The organism is Streptomyces sp. BA2 (genome assembly GCF_009769735.1).
Classification (GTDB): domain Bacteria; phylum Actinomycetota; class Actinomycetes; order Streptomycetales; family Streptomycetaceae; genus Streptomyces.
In genome coordinates this window covers 298081-314616 of record NZ_WSRO01000001.1, presented here as the reverse complement: position 1 = coordinate 314616, position 16536 = coordinate 298081, and the positions used below count along the sequence as shown (strand labels likewise).

Sequence of the window (16536 nt, the reverse complement as noted above, 5' to 3'; positions counted from 1 at the left end):
GAGGGGTAGGACGGGGCCCTGCCCAGTCAGCGCGACAGTTCGGCTGTGCCGCGTCCGGGAGCGGGGATCCTCGCCAGGCCTTGGGCCGGGGGGAGCTCCTCCTGCCTGAGGATGTGCCGCACGACCCGTTCGGCGGCCTGTCCGTCGTCAAAGGTGGGATAGGCGTGGTGGAAGGCTGTCCGGCGTCCGGTGGAGGTGTTGTCCAGCCAGGCGCCGGACGTCAAGACCTTCGTCAGCTCGTCGGTGGACGTGGTCACATGGCCGGGTGCCTGCTCGCGCACGTCGAAGTAGGCACCGCGTGTGGCCTGGTAGGTGTCCCAGTCGTCGGCGTGCACGATGATGGGCCGGTCCAGGAGGGCGTAGTCGAAGAGCAGCGACGAGTAGTCACTGACCAGGACGTCGGCGACCAGCATCAGGTCCTCGACGCGGGGCGCGCCGGGTTCGTGGCACACGTCCATGAGCAGGCCGCGCTCGTGCAGGTCGCGCAGCTCCCGCTGCCGGTAGGGGTCCGACCGGTATCGGGGGTGCAGGCGCACGAGCAGGGTGACGGAGGGGCCGAGCTGACGGGCGAGGGTTTCCAGGTCGATGCGCGGCACATACCGTTTGCGGTACTCGCGAGTCGTTGGCGCGTAGAGGACCACGGTGCTGTCGGTGGGGATGCCGAGGCGCCGCCGCAACACCGCCGTGTGCTCTGGCTGTGCCTTGACGAGCGCGTCGTTGCGGGGGCTGCCCGTCGGCAGCGAGGTGAAGTGGCAGGGGTAGGCGCGGTCCCAGACTCGGTGGGAGTGGTCGTTCGCCACGAGGCTGTAGTCCCAGCGGTCACAGAGATGCAGGAGCGAACGCACCTTGTGGCGAGGCATCACCGTTGGCCGTCCCAGCAGGTCGGTTCCCATGTGCTTGATGGGCGTGCCCTGATGCGTCTGGACCCACACTGCTCCGGGCCGCTTGATGACGTCACCGGGCCAGTTGCCGTCGTTGAAGAAGTACGTCGCACGGGCCATGAGGCGGGAGTAGTCCCGAGAGCCGCGCACCACGTAGTCGCACCCCTCCGGCACGTGCTCCGCGGCGTCGGGCCGCACCACCCACACCCCCCGGATGTCCGGGGCGAGTTCGGCGGCCTGGGCGTACACGGCTGCCGGATCACCCAGCACGCCCCCGAGGTTGTGCGCGCCGTACACCGCGAGATGCGGGTCCAACGGTCGTGTGGCGCCGACCCGTCCGGTGAACCCGCGGGCCTTGCGCGCGGCCCCGGTTCGGATGCCCGTGGCCACCTTCGCTCCTTGCTTGCGCCCTGAGACGACGGCTTGGAAGATGAGGTAGGGACTGTCGAGAGCGAGCAGTTGGAACTGCGCGTGGAGCTCGTCCCGCGGCGGGATGAAACCCGCCGGGGCGTGGCGGCGGTAGAACTCCAGGATCCTGCGGTAGAACTCGGGCCGATCCTCCGGGCGCACGCGATCGCCGAGAGGCAGTGTGACCAGGAAGTGATTGACGGCGCGCTCGAAGAGTGCGGCGCGCACCGGTTCCAACTCCGGGTCTTCGTCGATGCGGTCGAACAGTAGGGCGTACTGGTCGAAGATGTCGAAGTGCCGACGACCGGGGGTATGAGTGATCGCGCCAGCTCGGTTGCGGTACTCGAAGCAGACCCGTGGCAGGCACGCGATGCTCTTGGCGCGAGCCATGACTTCGTAGATGACGGGCGCGTCCTCATACAGTCCTGGAGCGAAGGCAAAGCCGTGTTGGACGAAGAATTCTCGCCTGATCGCCTTGTTGCAGGCGATCAGGAAGAGATGTAAGTACTCCGGGTTCTCGGCGATGGTGAAGGTGGCGGTGCCCGGCGACTCCAGTAGGTCACGGGTCATGCTGCGGCCGCCTCGTCCCTTCCATGACGTACGTACGTGGTCGAAGACGAGCACATCGGGAAACCCCGCCAGGCGGAGCCGGTCGTCGATGGCCCGCAAGGAACCCGGCGTGTGAGTGTCGTCGCTGTCCAGGAACAACAGGTAGTCACCGGTGGCCTGGGCCACTCCGGCGTTGCGGGCCTTGCCCAGCCCAACGTTCTCGCTCATGTGGATCACTTTGACCCGATGGTCCCGGGCCGCGTACTCGGAGAGGATCTCCCCGGAATGATCCGGGGAGCAGTCATTCACCGCGATCACCTCAAGGTCGGTGAACGACTGGTCCAGAATGGAGTCGAGGCACTCCCGCAGGTACCCCTGCACTCTGTAAACGGGAACGATGACACTGAAACGAGGCAAGAGCTGATCCCTCTCCAACTGACCTGTGGACGGACGCGGTAAGCGGCCGTATGGAGAGCCTGGCGGTACGCCCAGGACTGGCCTGGCACATCGCTGCAGACGTCCTGCCGGGTCTCGTGGAGCGGAGAACGACCCGGTAGTTGGACCGGTTACGCCGAATATGGCATCCGGCGTAGGGCGCCGGCGCTCGCCGCGGCCGTGATTTGGCCGCCCATGACGACGCCGGACATTCCCACGGCTGCTGGGCCGGCTCGGGCAGTGGCCGCTCCAGTTCCAACTGTTCGTGGCGGCCCGAGAGCAGCCACGCCACAGTGCAGTGCTCTCCGTCCGCCATCATGAACCACAGCCCCTGGTGAGGCACTCGCACCCGTGGCCCACGTGGGCCCGGCGGCCTCGTATTCAGAGGTGATCACCGAGGCCAGCGTCACCCCCACCAACGAGGCCGAGCACAGCGATAGCCATCACAATGCGCCAACGGTGGCGCAGCGTACGAAGAAGTTCGTGCAGATTCACTGGAGTTGAGCCTCCAATTCCACGGTGAGAAGGGTTTCGTGCGCACTTCGCCTCTCCCGGGCCATCTCGGGGCGAGCACGTGTCGGACCGTAAAGCAGTGGTGGCGAAGCCTTCTCGTGCCACGCCCCGGCAGCAGCCCGCTTCACCCCCTGGGCGCTGCCAGCGCCGAATCCGAGAGCTGCGCGTCGGCCCGTTCGGCGAACCACCTGATGGTGCGGTCCAGGCCCTCGACGAGTGGGACACGCGGAGCCCAGCCGAGCAGTGTGCGCGCCCTGCTGATGACGGGCTTGCGCCGCTCCGGGTCGTTCTGCGGCAGCGGGACGGAGACGATGTCGGAGCCCGTACCGGTCATGTCGCGGATGATGCGGGCCAGTTCCAGCATGCTGACCTCCTCCGGGTTGCCCAGATTGACGGGCCCTGCGATGTCCGACTCGGTCATACGCACGACGCCGTCGATGAGGTCGTCGATGTAGCACAGTGACCGTGTCTGGCTGCCGTCACCGGTGACCGTCAGAGGCTGACCGTCCAGCGCCTGGTGAATGAGGGTTGGAACCACGCGGCTGTCTCCGGAGCGCATCCGCGGACCGTAGGTGTTGAAGATCCGGATGATCGCGGTGTTGGTGCCGCGGCTGCGTCGGTAGGCCATCGTGGTCGCCTCGGCGAATCGTTTTGCCTCGTCTAAGCAGCTCCGCGGGCCGATCGGGTTCACATGCCCCCAGTACGTCTCCGGTTGCGGATGGACCTGCGGGTTCCCGTAAGTCTCCGAGGTGGAGGCCAGGACGAAGCGGGCGCTGGTACGGGTTGCGAGGTCGAGCATGCGGCGGGTGCCCTCGGCGCCCACCCGTAGCGTCTGCAGGGGGTGACGCAGATAGTCGGCGGGCGACGCGGGGGAGGCGAAGTGAAGGATCACGTCGGCCTCGTCCACCACATCGAGGGGCTCGCTGACGTCGCAGTCGACGAGCTCGAATCCCGGGTGCCCGGCCAGTAACTCGACATCCTCCCGGCGCCCCGTCAGGAAATTGTCCAGGCACAGCAGTTCATCGAATCCGGAATTCAGAAGCCTCTCGCACAGATGCGCGCCGATGAACCCCGCGCCGCCGGTCACTACCGCTCTCATCAAGAAGCCCCATCTCTCGTGCGCTCTCGCTCCGCTGCGCGGGCGCTCGTGTTTCCTCGAGGCGCCTTGCGTGATCGCGATGACAGGTAAGCCATGGACGGCGATACCGCCCCTCAACACAAGAAGGCCTGTCTATTCACGCGAGTGGCGGCTGGACATGGCCGGGATGCAGGACACCGAAGACTCCAACGCTGAACGGGCGGGCCCTGCCGTGGGGGACGGGGCTGCGGTTCAGTGGGCGCCGCGCGCGGCGAGTACGGCGGGCAGGGTGCGGACGAGGATCTTCAGGTCGAGGCGGACCGACCAGTGCTGCACGTAGTCGAGGTCGAGCCCCACCATCTCGTCCCAGGACAGCTCGGAGTGGCCGCTGACCTGCCAGAGACCGGTGATACCGGGCGGCATGGCGAGGCGGCCAAGTGCCGGGCCGCCATACCCGGAGTCCTCGACCGGTAGGGGCCGCGGGCCGACCAGGGACATGTCACCGCGTACGACATTGACCAACTGCGGCAGCTCGTCGAGGGAGAGGCGGCGCAGCATCCGTCCGACGGGTGTGACGCGCGGGTCTTCGCGGATCTTGAACAGCTGGCCCCCGGATTCGTTCTGCGCCGCGAGGGCGGCTCGCTGTGCGTGCGCTCCGTGCCGCATGGTGCGGAATTTGAGCATGGCGAACGTCTGGCCGCCATGACCTGTGCGCGGCTGCCGGTAAAACACGCCGCCAGGTGAACTCACCGCCACCGCCAGGGAGATGAGGGCGATGAGGGGGGCCGCGGCGAGCAGCAGCAGCGTGGCGCCGGTGAGGTCGATCAGGCGCTTGACGCGCGGGACGGGAGGCGCCGGTGAGCGGTCCATGGCAGGGGTCCTACTTTCTTGTCTTGGGTTCGAACTGGTCACTCGTAAGAACAGCGGGACCCGGGGGCTCCGGGTATGGCTGTCATGGCTGCGCCGCAGACAGTCCCGGGGGGCGGTGAAGGAGCGGACGGCCAGCCGTACGGCGGCCACCGCACAGAGCAACAGCCCGGCGGCGTCGACGAGGTGGCTGGTGGCCAGGATCTGGAGCACCTCATCGTGGGCGTGGCCGAAGGCGCCACCGATGGGCGAGAGCGGGTCGGTGAACAGCCGGGGTCCATATCCGAGGAGCGGGTCCGCTTTGAACGCCTCCAGTGCGGCGCGCCACGGCAGATGGCGGCCGTGCAGCGAGTTGAGGCCGACGGCAAGCGCCCAGGCCGGCCAGGACGCCGAATATGCCGGCCTCGGAGCGGACTGCTTCCTCCAGTGAACCGGCTGGGCGCGGCAGACACGGTGCCTGGTCAGCCAGTTCAACATGCTCGGCTACCATGTGCCCCTCCCATCGGTAGAAGTGAGGTGACCTGCAGGAACGCTAGATTTTCGATCAGTTCACTCCTTGCCGCCCGGGCCGACGGGCGTGCCGACCAAGGTGGGCGGGCGGATGGCGATCCGGGCCAGATAAGCGGGGTTGTTGCGCAGGTATCGGCGCCACAGTCGGCGCGGCTCCTTGGCCAGGCGATAGGCCCACTCCAGGCCGTGTTCCTGGAGAAGGGCCGGGGCCTGGGGCGTGAGTCCGGCATGGAAGTCGAAGGCGGCGCCGACGCCCAGCAGCGCGGGGGCGGTGAGACGGTCGCGGTGGACGGCCATCCAATGCTCCTGCTTGGGCGTGGGCAGACCGACCCACACCAGGTCCGCGCCGCTGTCGTTGATGCGCTGGATGACGGCGTCGTCCTCGGCCGCGGTGAGCGGGCGCAAGGGCGGGGAGTATCCGCCCGCGATCTTCAGCCCCGGGACGCGCTCGGTCAGGCGCCGGGCCAGTAGCTCAGGCACGCCGTCCCCCGCACCGTACAGATACGAGGACCAGCCCCGCTCGGCGGCGCGCTCCAGGACGGCGAGCATCAGGTCGGGCCCGTAGACGCGCCGCATCCAGTGTGCTCCGGCCCAACGGCCCGCCCACACCATGGGCATGCCGTCCGGGACGGTGAGGCCGGAGGCGTTGTGCACATGGCGCAGCCCGGCGTCGCGGACGGATTCCATCACGCCGTGCACCCCGGTGACGCAGACATAGGAACGCACTCGGTTCTCGACCCAGTGGCTGATCTCGTCGACGGCGATTTGCGGAGTGAGTGCGCTGATGTGGGTGCCGAGTACGTCGATGCGGGGCACCGGCGGTGGCACGGCGGAGGCGGTCATCCGACGAGGTGGGGGCGAGCCCCGAGGTGGGGGCGACCGTCGCGGTCGGCGTACACCTGGTCGTACACCCAGCGGTAGGTTCTCTCAAGGCCGTCGAGGAGGGCGGTGGAGGGCTGCCATCCCAGCTCTTTGAAGATCTGGGTGTTGTCGCTGTTGCGGCCGCGCACGCCAAGCGGGCCCGGGACGTGCCGATGGGTGAGCCGCACGCCCGCGATCTCCTCGACGATGGCGTACAGCTGGTTGATGGAGACCGACTGGTCGGAGGTGATGTTGAGCGGCTCGGTGACCTCGCTGCGGGCCAGCAGCAGGGTGCCATCGACGCAGTCGTCGATGTAGGTGAAGGAGCGGGTCTGCTCGCCGTCTCCCCAGATCTCGATCTCCCGGGCGCCGGTGAGGGCGGCGTGGGCGACTTTCCGGCAGGCGGCGGCCGGGGCCTTCTCCCGGCCGCCGGTCCATGTGCCCCAGGGGCCATAGACGTTGCGGTAGCGGGCGACGCGGGTGGTGAGCCTGTAGTCCTCGCGAAAGTGGCGTGCCATCCGCTCGCTGAACAGCTTCTCCCAGCCGTAGCCGTCCTCGGGCATCGCTGGGTAGGCGTCCGCCTCCCGCAGCGGGGCCACCGCGGTCTCGGTCTGCTTGCCCTCTGCGTAGACACACGCGGAGGAGGAGTAGAAGTAGCGGCCGACGCCGCGCTCCCGGGCGGCGACCAGCATGTTCGTGCTGGAGAGCACGGACAGCATGCAGGCTGCCTTGTTGTTCTCGATGAAGCCCTGGCCGCCCATGTCGGCGGCCAGGTGGTACACCTCGTCCACTCCGCCGTCGCACACCCGGGTGCAGGCCTCGCGCAGGGAAACGTCTTCCATGCGGTTGTCGGCCTGCGGATGTAATTGGTACCACTCGTGGAATGGTTTGCGGTCCACGGCGCGGACGGACTTGCCTTCAGCGATGAGGGCGCGGGTCAGGTGCCCCCCGATAAAGCCCCCGGCTCCAGTGACCACGGCGTCGATGCCCGGCACAGTGCGGCTCCTGATCTGTTGTGGCCTGATACGACAGATACGAAGAACCTTTTGGCAGGTAATGGCCGAAGCGTCGGAATGACACACCGTCAGCCGTCGAATAACGCCGCAGATTCACTGGCCCGGCGCCGGGGGCGGCTTGCGACGGGCGGCGAGGGGCGGGGGCGTGGATCCAGCGCGCCGTCGCTGCCCAAGCACACCGTGCAGGACCGCGGTGCGAGACGGCGTCGGCGTGGCTGGCCACAGGGCAGAGCCCCTGCGCCCCGGGCGGAAGGGACCTCGCTGCCCGCCCGTCCCTGCGTAAAGAATTCGACCAAACGTATGGACGTGGGGTGTGTTTGGGTGGGGCGTTGGTACGGGGAGTCGTCCGTGGGGCATCTTTCAGTCATGCAGGATCCACTTTGGTACGAATACAGGCGATTGGGCTTATTACCCAAGATGCCCAAAAGTCACTCTCTCGGTGATTGCCGCGCGATGAAAGAAGGCGTGCCTACGACGCCAGGTCTTTCATCACAGGGGGGCGGCGCGGCTGAGGAGAGTGCAGGCGGTCGCGTCGCGGCGGTGGGGATGCAGGAGCCTGCGCATGTTGTCCAGGCGGCGGGCGGCGCGAGTGGACCGGAGGGTGGGGTAGGTCTCGAGGAAGGCCCCCCACTGGCGGAGGGCGGCCTCCCGGTGGCCAAGGCGGAGAAGGGTCTCGGCCAGATGGGCCTGGGTGAGGGCGCGAGCGTGCCGTTCGACGGGGGCGCGCAGCTGCAGTGAGGTGGTGAGTGCGCTGATGGCGCCGGGACGGTCGCCGAGGATGGCGAAGGTCTGGGCACGTTGATAGTGCAGGGCGCCCAGCGGGTAGTGGGTGAAGGGGCCTGGAGTGACGTCGGACTGACCATACAGGCGTTCAGCAGTGGTCAGGGCGCTCAGCGCGGCCCGCCGACTGTCATGGGATTGGGCGACCGCCAGCTGGGCCTGGGTGTAGGCCCGGACAATGGGCGGAGCGCCCTGAGCGATGGTGACGGCTCGTTCTGCCAGGTGTACGGCGGCCGGGGTGCGGTGGCCGAGGTCGTGGGCGTGGGCGGACATGGTGCGCAGGGCGATGGCGAAGATGGCGGAGTCGTCGGCGTTGACGGCCAAGCGGGCGGCGGTTTGGTGGTAGTGCTGGGCCAGCGCGTCGGCCCCGTCACCGGCGCACATCATGCCTAGTAGGAGAGTCAGCTGTGCCGCGTCTGACAGGAGACGGCGGTGTGTCCGGTCGCTGGCGGTGGCATGCAGATAGCTGGCGACGTCATGGTTGAGGTAAGCGGCGAGCGCGGTCCGCATGTGGCCCCCGCCATCAGGTTGGTTGCTTCGGCGAACACGTTGGCCATCACCTGCAATTGTTCGGCCTCCGCCTGCCCGGCGCGCCGTACAGCCGTGGTGGGCCGATTACGCTTGATCAGCCGGCCAGGGTCGGGGACCGTGAGTGCGGCGATGCTGTAGGGGTTGACGCTGAGCAGGTGGCGGCGGCTGGGGTCGAGATCGGCCTGGGTCAGTACGGACAGTTCGTGTACCGGGTCCGACTCCCAAGACAGCTCCGGCAGGGGGGAGGGCACGCAGCTCAAGCCCGCGTCAGCTGCGGTGATCGGCCTGCCCAGCCTCCTGGAGAGAGCTTCCAGAAGGAACACTGCGGCGGAGGGCCTGGGACGAGTACCGGCCAGCCAGCGCGAGACCAGGGACCGGTCGCAGCGCAACGGCTGCCCATTTTCGACCGCAACTGTTCGTACCGCGGCGCCGAGTTGAGCTCCGCTCCAGCCTGCCTCGTCGAGCAGGAGCTTCAGAGGGGCGTTGGGTATTCGCGTCACAGCTTCCCTCCCAGTTTCCGGACAACCAGACCGTTGCGCGCAGCTCCCGACTTCAGCTGCCCCCTCGTGCAGCGCTCGCGCCACCTCCAACTGCTGTGGCGTGACCGCGGATATGAACTGAATACCCAGCGCCTGCTTCCTCCAACAAGATGTGGACCTTTTGGCCCCGTGGTTCGGATTTGACCCCAGAGCGGTATGGGGGATTCCAACAGTTGCGAGCCAGGTGGCGTTGTTACATGAGTGAGCCCATGCGCCCGCGGGGACGTGGTGCGTCAGGGGCGTCCTGCGGTGCCTGAATGCAGAGCGGGGCGGGTGTCTGACCTGTGGCACAAGTACGGCCCACATGGTGGGAGGCCTGCTGTTCTCCGCGCCTGCTGGATCCGCACCCAGCGCGGACATGATCGACGGGGACGCAACTACACGTGCAGGCCAGGCAGGATTCCCCCTGCCCTCTCATTCCCAAGCGGACAACGTTGCAGCGCTTGCACCACATCCACCGCCACAAACCCCTGTGCTGCCCGGGGTGGCGGAAGGTCCACTGGCTTGAACGGCAGGCAGGTGGGCTAGCCGCGCCACCTGGTGAACTGCCGTATGCGTCCCGGGTGTCGGGGCTTTCCCGGTCGAGCAGGAACGAGCAACAGGTGAGCATCTGGGCCCCTCCCGTACACCCGGCGGGTGCCTCAAATCACCGCCCGTCGACTATGTCTTTGATGAGCGAACCCGGTCCGCTCGGTGTGTGTGCGCGCGACGCATCCGATGTGGGAGAACCGTGGCGCTCTGCTTTACCAGGTTTGCGCGCGAGAGGGGCGCATGAGCGCTCCCTTTTCAACAGATCGGACGCTTTTTGAGTGTGTGCACCGGACACCGATACATCACTCACTTGTACTGGCTTGAGTTTCCGCGATCGCGATGCTGAACGTCTGGAGGGTGCTCTATGTTTGGAACCGACTGGCAGGCGTGGCATGAGAATTGGGATCGGCAGCAGGAGTGGTATGTCCCGGACCGAGAGGTGCGCTTTCAGATCCTGTTGGACCAGGTCGAGCAGGCGGTCGGACCGCAACCGCGGGTCCTCGACCTGGCCTGCGGCCTTGGGAGCCTCACTGACCGGTTGCTGCGGCGCTTCCCCGGCGCTCGGTGCACCGGAGTTGACCTGGACCCGGTCCTGCTGACGATAGCCCGCGGGCGCTTTATGGAAGACAGCCGGGCCGCGTTCGTTTCCGCTGACCTGAGGGACGAAGCGTGGCTCAGCAAGCTTCCGGCCCACGACTACGACGCCGTGCTGACTGCCACATCCATGCACTGGCTCAGCACGGACGAGCTGCGCGTGCTCTATCAACAGCTGACCCGTTTGGTCCGCCGGGGGGGCGTGTTTCTCAACTCCGATCACATGCCGTCCTCCGGTACACCTCGGCTCAACATCCTCCAGGAATCCCATCACGAGAAACGTCGAGCGCAGCTGAGGTCCGCCGGCGTGCTTGACTGGCCGGGGTGGTGGCAGATGGTCGCCAAGGACGAAACGCTGGGGGAGTTCGCCGAGGAGCGCTTTCGCATGCTCGGTGATCCCTCGGCCCCGGGAGGCGATCACTCGGATGAGGAACTGCCAACGCCGGCATGGCACGTGGCGGAACTTCGCTCCGCAGGCTTCCTTGAGGCCGCATCGCTCTGGGCTTCCTTCACCGACGCCGTAGTAGTGGCCATGCGATAGATACCTGACGGCACGCAGGAAGGCAGCCCCGCCGAGGGCCACGCGGCGGGGCCCGAACCTGTCCGATCGCTAGGGTGCCGCACGCTCCCCATCGACCACGTGCGCGTCGGGAGCATGCCTCCTGACGGACTCGATCCCGTTCATGCACGACGCTTTGCTCTCGTAGGCCTCACCGACCGCGATGATTTCGCCGTTGCCCGCCTTGAGTCGAAAGCGGTACTTGTCTGCCTTGTCTTTGTATATTTCGAACTTGCCTGCCATAACATGTCACCTTTCGAAATGCCCCCTCATGGCGACGGTAAGCCGGAGTGGGGCTCCGCGCAGCTTCAAGGCGGGCAAGTTGGCGTACGCGGCAACGCTGTACAAAGACGTACGGCGAACAGTTCACGGTTCTGGTTCTGGAGGCAGCCGCGGTGTCGCCCGACCTAGGGTCGGCGCCGTGGGAGTGGAAGCGGACCCTGGCCCTCGAAGGAGGGGGCCATCACGCGACACATGACCCCGCCGCTGGGTCTCCACCGTTGCTCCAAGGCCTGTCGGTCTGCCGGGCCGGTCAGTGGAAAGGGGAGGGCAAAGCTCCTCACGATCACCCGGTGACCCCCCGGGGCCGGGGGCCATGCCGCCGCAGCCCCCTCTCTGCTGGGCCGGAAGGCATGCCCCAGGGGCTCGGCCGCCATCCAGCCGCACGCAAGGGCCAGCGCATGACCGGGGCCCTACTCACTAGCTGCCACCCCTCTAAGGCGCCGCCTGTGCATCAGCGGGACCCCGGCGGGCTGCGTTCTTCGCCGCGTCGGCAGTGGGCAGGCTCTCAGTCCTCGTCCACGTCCTCGTCCTGACGACGTCGTTTCTCTTCCTCTTCCTCGTGGCGCCGAATGGTTTCCATGTCTGCCTTGGAGAGGCTGCCGCTGCCGTCCGCCGAATAGGCGACCAGGTCGTACGCGTCCTGGGCCGAGGAGCCGGCAGCCGCGTAGATGTCGGGGGTCGCGTACTTCTGCGGAGGCAGTCCAGTTGCCGCGGCGGGCTCCATGGAGTGTCCCTGTTCCGCGGCGGCAAGCAGGGCATCGACCATGGCCAGGATCACGCCGCGTTCGCGGCGGGTGAGCCGGTCGGCTCGGGCCGGCATGTGGAAGGGCTCCAGCGGGCGTTCGCGGTACATGCCTGCTGCTTGCTCGACCACAGTGGGGTGGACGCCGAGTGCCAGGGCCAGGCCGTCGATGGTTTCGCCGGTGAGCAGCCCGGCGTGATCGCCGCGGGCGATCCGGCCGATCGTGCCATGGCTGACTCTCCCGGAGCTGCGTGCGGCAGCGGCGCGATAGCTCAAGGGGCGTTCCGGGCTGCCGAGTTCGGCCAGGCGCATGGTGACAAGTTCGCGGAGGTCATTCGTCATCAGGTGTAAATCTCCCACAAATCGCAGGTGACGGGATTCTGCAGCGCTGATCCATCGCGACGGGTCGCAGGGTCCGCAGATGGGTCCGGTTGCCATCCATCCGAACGTTGGATTATGTTACGTGTGTCACTTTACATCAGGTGTTGGTGTGTCGGCCCACCTGTGTGACGTGGCTGGTCAGCGCCCCGGCGGTCTAGTGACTGCGCCCTGCCTGATCTGTGCGGATGGCGCACCTCCGGGGCGCCTGACCGCGGGCCGAGCCGCTGAGCGGCAAGGAAGGAATCGTCAATGCCTGCCACACGCACCACCTCTTTCCTGGGAGGGGCCGATGCACGCCCAACCAGGACTCCCGGGCGCCTGTCGAGCGACAGGGCCCGTCCCGACAACAGCGCGTGCCCCTGCCGCTCACCACTTCGTCAGTACACCCTGCCTCCGTTTCGACCGCAGTGTGAAGGAGTCTCCCCGTGTCGCACGTCTTAGCTCCGACGCCCCCGTGCCCTCTCGGCACGGCGGATGCCCTGCCCGCCACCCCGCAGGAGTGGGACCGGCTCAATGACACCCTGGCTCGTTACGGCTACTCGGTCCTGCGCGCATGGATCGGCGATGGGACCGTCTTCGCCCGCATAGACGGCCTCCTGCATATCCGGCTTGCGCCCGCCACGGATCTGCGGGATGACCCTGACGCTGCCGCTGAACTCGCTGGTCTGACCGTGGCCGTCGCCATCCGCGCCTTCCGTGCGCAGCTCGAACACGGAAGCGCCTGGGATCCCGGGCGCGGCGCCTCCCTGCGTACCTACTTCATCGGCCAGTGCCTGATGCGTTTCCCCAACGAATACCGTCGCTGGCTCCGCGAACACCGCGCCGGCGCCTGCCTCGCCCCGGCCATCCGCACTCCCGACCTCCCGGACCCGCACCCCGGGCCCGACCAGGCCGCCGCCTTGCATCTGGATGCCTTGAGTGTCCTGGCCAAAGCCCCCGTCCGTACACGCACTGCACTGGCTCACGTCGCGGTCGGCTACTCCCACCGCGAAGTTGCCACCCGCCTCAACACCACCACGAAGAGCGTCGAGATGCTCCTGCGCCGTCACCGAAAGAGCACTTCGTTCGATCCCCACAACTGAGCCCGCCCTGCCGTCTGACTTCAGCACGCTTTCCCTACCTGCTAAGGAATCGAACCCATGCTGTATCGACTCACCGGCCACCTTTGGCTCCGCCGACGTGCTTCGCGCATCACGGACGCATCTCCCGAACGCGCCGCCCTCCTGCCCGGCATCGCCCCGCAGTATGACCTCACGGAGTTCCCCGGAATCCGATTCTTTCACCTCGGGGCCGAGAACCCTTATGTCGGCACCCTGCGCGCCATGCTGATCGATCGCGGCGCCGGTGATTTCTATACGATGCCTGTCACCAGTGAATGGACTGTTGAGGATCGCCAGGCCTGCATGGCTTTTCAGCGCGCGCAGGGCTGGGAAGCGCATCGTGCGACGGGCACTCCCGACGCTGAAACCTGGCGTCTCCTCGTCAATGATTACGGGTGCGATGTGGTGCATAATCAAAGCCACTTGATCACTCACCATCACCCGAGCAGCGGCGAGAGTGTCGATCCCTTTCCTGTTCCTGATTTCCCCGGGGCCGAACACTTTGGACCGGGACAGGCCAACGTCTGGGTGCTCATGCTGCGTCTGCGGCTCATCACCCACGGCGGCGCCGATGACCAACGCGCTCTCCTTGACGACGATCCCGCTCTCGATGTGGCCCGCACCTGGGACGACGGCCTTCGTTACGCCTGTACCCGCTATCAGCTCGCACTAGGGTGGCGTGGCGCGGCCGCCGATGGCTATCCCACCATGGAGACCTGGACGCGGCTCTTTTCCTTTCGCTCGGAGAGCCTTGCTTGAGCCTCTCCGTGCTCCTGAAGGAGGCGCGATTCCGTGGGCTGCGTTCAGGGACCGCCTGACGGGGCGGGAGAGTCTGGAGCATCAAATTCCTGAACAATGCTTCACCTGGCGTGCGGTGTCGGCGCATAAGAGGAATCCAGCGCAATACGTGGTCCAGCCGTCCGGGCCCCGGATTGCCCACCCCGAGAGCCTGGAAAGCTCGCGGCCGCATGCCGAACACGAGTCTGGCCGCAGGTTGGGGATCGCCTCACCATAAAGAGTAGGCATGGTCGTGGTGCAGGTTCTCCCACGCCCAGCGGTCTGGTAAGCGGAGTAGCACATGCTGCTTATTATCCAAGCGCCTTGTCAGTAGACGAAGGACATTCCTTGACCTTAGTCCATTTGATCACCGGCGTGTCTGGGGCCCACGAAAATCTCCAGCTCCGCAGGTTACGAAGGTGCGGCTGGATCCGTGCGTCGACGGGCCAACTCCTTTTCTACCGCCTGCAAAAGGAACGCGAAGTCCACCCGCTCGGCGTAGAAAGGTCCCGCAGCAGCCACCAGGTGGGGAAGCTGCTCGGCCATACCTTCCAGGATGGCCGTATGCGCGCGGCGGAGGCCATCTGGACGGGCTCCACGCGCCCACTCCAGGAGCGTGCCCGCGCACTCCAGCAGCACCGAACTGTTGCCGGCGGCCGCGACAACACGGTCAGCGGCCTCCTCGTACTCCTTGCTGAGGAGCTGGTGGAAATCATGGTCGCGGAAGGTTTTCAGACGGGCTTCCGCCCGGGCGGTCCGCTGCGTGTACTCAGGTGACTGGTAAAGGGACAGCAGAGCCGCATACTCCACGGCCATCGCCTGTGCCTCCTTGAGCTGTTCCGTCAGCCGGTCGAGCAGCGCCGCGCGATCGGGATCGTGGGCGCACAGGCCGGCTCGCTCCAGCCAGTTCGGCGTGTACTTCGCCCGCTCGGTCTCGTAGATCGCAACCAGCCGGCCCATCTCCTCCCTGCTCGCATACAGCGCGACAACGCCCCGTGCGCGGACCACGTTCAACATTGAGCGTGCGTCCGGTTCTCTGCGCACACGGTCAAGCAAGGAGCGCAGGCACGCGGTGTCCGCGTAGCCCTCGGCAGCAGCGACTGCCTCCTGCAATTGACGTTCACACGCCGCGAGTTCGTACGGCTTGAGGTTCTCCAAGTTGTTCGCGTTGGGCCCCTGAACATGCGCGATGACAGCCCGCAGCCCGGTGATCTCTTCCTCGCTGTGCAGGACGGTCGCCCGGGTGGCCTCGATCTCCTCCAGCCGTGCGCGAGCTGCGCCGAACTCGTCCTTCTCTCGGAGGTGCTTGTCCCGGTACCGAGCGGGCAGCACGGCCAGAGGAAGCACCCGCGAGGGGGTGGTCTTGAGCTGCTTCTGGCGCAGCCGGCCAAACTGCTCGAGCAGTCTCGCGCGTTCAGGTTCGAGACTGTCCAGATACGGTTCGGAGCCTCCCGCCGCGGCAGCCCACTGGAGGGTCAGAAACTGCCGGGCGGTGGCGAGCCGGGGTATGTCGAGCGGATCCGAGCTCGATGCCAACTCGCTGATGAGATCCTGGACTTCGTCCAGGCCCATCCCCAGCAGCGTGGCCCTGAAGGCCCTCAACTCGGCCTGCCGACGCTGCTCCCCAGTCAGCTGCAGGCCCCCCGCGGTTCCGGCAAGAGCATCCGGAGCCGCACCGCCAGCGACCGGGATCGCGAAACGGCGCAGCTCCCGCTCCACCACACCCATGATCCTCACGGCTTCAGCACTGAGCTCACCGGTGATGGCAGTCGCTGTCTGCCCGGCTTGGCAGGCCGTGCGGTAGAAGGACGCGGCCGCATACGAGGCCGCCCACCGCAGCACTACACGGGTACACCACCGCGGCAGCGGAACGGCGTCGAAGAGAGCCTGCTGGGCGGAGGCGGGAAGCCTGGCCAGTGATCCACCCGCCCAACGCGACACCTCCTCCAGGGAGTTGCCTACTTGCTGGGCGCAGGCTGCCGGCCCCTGGTAGGCGAGGGCGGTCAGGGCACGCCCCAAGGCCTCATGCACCGCCTCCTCCGCCGACGCGGCACCGTCCCGCAGGGCTGCCGCGGCCTGGGCCGTTGCACCGGGCACCGCCTGGAGCAGCGTGGCCAGCGTGTGAGGGGGCAGCAGGGCACAGACAACAGGGGGGAGCGGCAGCAGCTCCGCGATTCGGCGGTCGGGCAGGGCCGTGAGCCACGCGGAAGTTTCCGCCGCGGCCTGGGCTGTCCGGGCTCCTAGTTGCTGGGCGCAGGCTGCCGGCCCCTGGTAGGCAAGGGCAGTCAGGGCACGTCCCAAGGCCTCATGCACTACCTCCTCCGTCTGGTGCGCGTGGTCGGCGACGAGCCCGAGGGCGTTCCCCACGCCCTCGGATACCTGCTCCAGGGTGCGGCAGAGTGTGGGCATCCGGTCAGCATCCGGGGGGCTCGCTGCTTGATGGAGAGCCATTTCGCGCCGGCTGGTGTGCCCCGGGCGTCCGGTGGACCACTCCAGGAGTTGTCGGTCGATTCTGGGTGGGACGTCCGCGGAGCGCGCGGCCTCCAGGCCGGGGTGCACCGTGGGGTGAGGGACTGCCCCTGCGTGTGCCGGTGGCCTGGCG

The 16536-nt window shown here is 67.2% G+C and carries 13 protein-coding genes; 3 read left to right on the top strand and 10 right to left on the bottom strand.

Annotated features, from left to right (window positions below; genetic code table 11):
* Window positions 1–26 precede the first annotated feature (26 nt).
* From E5671_RS01260 to E5671_RS45835, 7 genes are all read right to left on the bottom strand, one after another.
* The gene (locus E5671_RS01260) at window positions 27–2255 is read right to left on the bottom strand and encodes a bifunctional glycosyltransferase/CDP-glycerol:glycerophosphate glycerophosphotransferase (protein ID WP_160501979.1); all 2229 of its coding nucleotides are present in this window, start codon (window positions 2253–2255) and stop codon (window positions 27–29) included.
* A gap of 655 nt (window positions 2256–2910) precedes the next feature.
* Window positions 2911–3885 carry a UDP-glucuronic acid decarboxylase family protein gene (locus tag E5671_RS01255; RefSeq protein ID WP_160501978.1) on the bottom strand — a complete coding sequence of 325 codons (975 nt, stop codon included), beginning with the start codon at window positions 3883–3885 and terminating at the stop codon, window positions 2911–2913.
* A 231-nt stretch (window positions 3886–4116) separates the two neighbouring features.
* The gene (locus tag E5671_RS45845) at window positions 4117–5208 is read right to left on the bottom strand and encodes a sugar transferase (protein WP_237329984.1); all 1092 of its coding nucleotides are present in this window, start codon (window positions 5206–5208) and stop codon (window positions 4117–4119) included.
* Between the two features lie 72 nt (window positions 5209–5280).
* Window positions 5281–6084, bottom strand: a complete 804-nt coding sequence (locus tag E5671_RS01245) for a WecB/TagA/CpsF family glycosyltransferase (protein ID WP_202120925.1) — start codon at window positions 6082–6084, stop codon at window positions 5281–5283.
* On the bottom strand, window positions 6081–7097 hold the full coding sequence (locus tag E5671_RS01240; RefSeq protein ID WP_336605615.1) for an NAD-dependent epimerase/dehydratase family protein: 1017 nt from the start codon (window positions 7095–7097) through the stop codon (window positions 6081–6083). The genes E5671_RS01245 and E5671_RS01240 overlap by 4 nt, the downstream gene beginning before the upstream one ends.
* A gap of 510 nt (window positions 7098–7607) precedes the next feature.
* Window positions 7608–8285 (bottom strand): tetratricopeptide repeat protein, encoded by a 678-nt coding sequence (locus E5671_RS45840; protein WP_237329983.1) that lies wholly within the window; start codon window positions 8283–8285, stop codon window positions 7608–7610.
* A 14-nt stretch (window positions 8286–8299) separates the two neighbouring features.
* A complete protein-coding gene (locus E5671_RS45835) occupies window positions 8300–8929 on the bottom strand; it encodes a helix-turn-helix domain-containing protein (protein WP_237329982.1) in 630 nt (209 codons plus the stop codon).
* Between the two features lie 934 nt (window positions 8930–9863).
* Between E5671_RS45835 and E5671_RS01230 the strand changes: the two genes are divergently transcribed.
* On the top strand, window positions 9864–10634 hold the full coding sequence (locus E5671_RS01230) for a class I SAM-dependent methyltransferase (RefSeq protein ID WP_160501977.1): 771 nt from the start codon (window positions 9864–9866) through the stop codon (window positions 10632–10634).
* A 69-nt stretch (window positions 10635–10703) separates the two neighbouring features.
* Here the strand turns inward: E5671_RS01230 and E5671_RS01225 are convergent, their stop codons facing one another.
* Both E5671_RS01225 and E5671_RS01220 read right to left on the bottom strand, forming a co-directional pair.
* Complete coding sequence (locus E5671_RS01225) at window positions 10704–10895, bottom strand: YegP family protein (RefSeq protein WP_160501976.1); 192 nt, start codon at window positions 10893–10895, stop codon at window positions 10704–10706.
* A gap of 544 nt (window positions 10896–11439) precedes the next feature.
* Window positions 11440–12018, bottom strand: a complete 579-nt coding sequence (locus tag E5671_RS01220) for a hypothetical protein (RefSeq protein ID WP_160501975.1) — start codon at window positions 12016–12018, stop codon at window positions 11440–11442.
* A gap of 464 nt (window positions 12019–12482) precedes the next feature.
* Here E5671_RS01220 and E5671_RS01215 point away from each other — a divergent pair, with 464 nt between their 5' ends.
* Both E5671_RS01215 and E5671_RS01210 read left to right on the top strand, forming a co-directional pair.
* Window positions 12483–13139, top strand: coding sequence for a sigma-70 family RNA polymerase sigma factor (locus tag E5671_RS01215; protein WP_160501974.1), 657 nt, complete (start codon window positions 12483–12485; stop codon window positions 13137–13139).
* Between the two features lie 57 nt (window positions 13140–13196).
* Window positions 13197–13916 (top strand): peptidoglycan-binding protein, encoded by a 720-nt coding sequence (locus tag E5671_RS01210; protein ID WP_160501973.1) that lies wholly within the window; start codon window positions 13197–13199, stop codon window positions 13914–13916.
* A 429-nt stretch (window positions 13917–14345) separates the two neighbouring features.
* Here E5671_RS01210 and E5671_RS01205 read toward each other — a convergent pair whose 3' ends face one another.
* Complete coding sequence (locus E5671_RS01205; protein ID WP_160501972.1) at window positions 14346–16343, bottom strand: hypothetical protein; 1998 nt, start codon at window positions 16341–16343, stop codon at window positions 14346–14348.
* Between the last annotated feature and the right edge of the window lie 193 nt (window positions 16344–16536).

Excerpts from the sequence above, each read along its gene's own strand:
- E5671_RS01220 (WP_160501975.1), bottom strand. The coding sequence starts at position 12,018 with ATGACGAATGACCTCCGCGAACTTGTCACCATGCGCCTGGCCGAACTC.
- E5671_RS01230 (WP_160501977.1), top strand. The coding sequence starts at position 9,864 with ATGTTTGGAACCGACTGGCAGGCGTGGCATGAGAATTGGGATCGGCAG.
- E5671_RS01255 (WP_160501978.1), bottom strand. The coding sequence starts at position 3,885 with ATGAGAGCGGTAGTGACCGGCGGCGCGGGGTTCATCGGCGCGCATCTG.
- E5671_RS45845 (WP_237329984.1), bottom strand. The coding sequence starts at position 5,208 with ATGTTGAACTGGCTGACCAGGCACCGTGTCTGCCGCGCCCAGCCGGTT.
- E5671_RS01245 (WP_202120925.1), bottom strand. The coding sequence starts at position 6,084 with ATGACCGCCTCCGCCGTGCCACCGCCGGTGCCCCGCATCGACGTACTC.
- E5671_RS01210 (WP_160501973.1), top strand. The coding sequence starts at position 13,197 with ATGCTGTATCGACTCACCGGCCACCTTTGGCTCCGCCGACGTGCTTCG.
- E5671_RS01225 (WP_160501976.1), bottom strand. The coding sequence starts at position 10,895 with ATGGCAGGCAAGTTCGAAATATACAAAGACAAGGCAGACAAGTACCGC.
- E5671_RS45840 (WP_237329983.1), bottom strand. The coding sequence starts at position 8,285 with ATGATGTGCGCCGGTGACGGGGCCGACGCGCTGGCCCAGCACTACCAC.
- E5671_RS01205 (WP_160501972.1), bottom strand. The coding sequence starts at position 16,343 with ATGCCCACACTCTGCCGCACCCTGGAGCAGGTATCCGAGGGCGTGGGG.